General features: G+C 61.4%; 2 protein-coding genes and 1 pseudogene. 2 read left to right on the top strand and 1 reads right to left on the bottom strand.

Annotated elements, in window-relative coordinates; all coding sequences use genetic code 11:
* Window positions 1–108, top strand: a pseudogene (locus EN994_RS36540) (alpha/beta hydrolase); the annotation flags it as partial.
* Window positions 109–202: 94 nt separating this feature from the next.
* Window positions 203–859: a glutathione S-transferase family protein gene (locus EN994_RS32325; RefSeq protein ID WP_063169163.1), complete on the top strand. Its 657-nt coding sequence runs from the start codon at window positions 203–205 to the stop codon at window positions 857–859.
* Between the two features lie 5 nt (window positions 860–864).
* Here the strand turns inward: EN994_RS32325 and EN994_RS32320 are convergent, their stop codons facing one another.
* Entirely contained in the window at window positions 865–1,128 is a 264-nt protein-coding gene (locus EN994_RS32320; protein ID WP_063169162.1) for a metalloregulator ArsR/SmtB family transcription factor, read from the bottom strand.
* Window positions 1,129–1,188 lie beyond the last annotated feature (60 nt).

The following is a 1,188-nucleotide window of genomic DNA, read 5'->3' as shown; positions in this document are numbered from 1 at the left end:
GTCACCGGCGCAAGACTCATTCGCATCGAAGGTGGCGGCCACGAGCTGCATCCGGACGACTGGGCCGAGATGTCCGCAGCGATCATCGCGCATGTCCAAGCCGGTTGAAGCAGCATAGGCTGGTTTGACGGACAAGGCTAACCGCAACAGGCGTGCCGCAGGGTAGCGGCCACCGACAATCCACGAAACAGACGAGCAAAAAATGTCCCTGACACTTCATTTCCATCCGCTGGCCTCCTTCTGCTGGAAGCCGTTGATCGCGCTGTACGAGAACGCCACGCCGTTCACGCCTGTCATCGTCGACCTTGGCGATGCTGAATCGCGCGCGGCCTTCCTGAAGATCTCGCCGGCCGGCAAGATGCCGGCGCTGCGCGACGATGCGCGTGGCCGTACGGTGCTGGAATCGAGCATCCTCGTCGAATATCTGGCCGCGCACTATCCGGGGCCGGTCGACCTCGTTCCCGCCGAGATCGACATGGCGTTGGCCGTCCGCCAAGCTGACCGTTTCTATGATTTCTATGTGCAGGAGCCGATGCAGAAGATTGTCGGCGACCGGTTGCGCCCCGGCGACAAGACCGACCCGTTCGGCGTCGAGCAGGCTCGCGACCGGTTGCGCAATTCCTACGCCATCATCGAACAGGACATGCAGTCGAAGATCTGGGCGATGGGCGACAGCTTCACCATGGCCGATTGCGCAGCCTCCCCCGCGCTGTTCTATGCCAACAAGGTCGAGCCGTTGGGCGACAGGTACCCGGCTGTGAAGCGCTATCACGACCGCCTGCTGCAGCGCCCCGCCTTCGCTCGGGTGATCGGGGAGGCGCAGCCCTACTTCAAGTTCTTCCCCTACAACAACGGTTGATCGGGTCAGGTTTCCCAGAACTGATCGAGCCAGATGTTGAGTTTGAGGAAGCCAGTGCCGCTCACCGTGTAGACGCGCCTTGTTCCTTCCGGCTTGGCGTGGACCAGGCCGGCATCGAGCAGCACTTTCAGATGTTGCGACACGGCTGGGCGCGAGACCGGCAAGCCGGCGGCCAGTTCGGTGACGGTTTTCGGGCCGCGGCGAAGTTCTTCCAGAAGATGGCGCCGGTTGGGATCGGCAATCGCCATGAAGGCGTCGGAAAACATCATGCCTGTATTAGTGAGGCAAAGCCTTTCGAATCTCAACCGTCTGCTTCTGCTTTTCTTCTG

It is taken from the genome of Mesorhizobium sp. M7A.F.Ca.CA.002.09.1.1 (assembly GCF_003998555.1).
Lineage (GTDB): Bacteria > Pseudomonadota > Alphaproteobacteria > Rhizobiales > Rhizobiaceae > Mesorhizobium > Mesorhizobium ciceri.
This window is presented reverse-complemented; position numbering and strand designations above follow the sequence as displayed.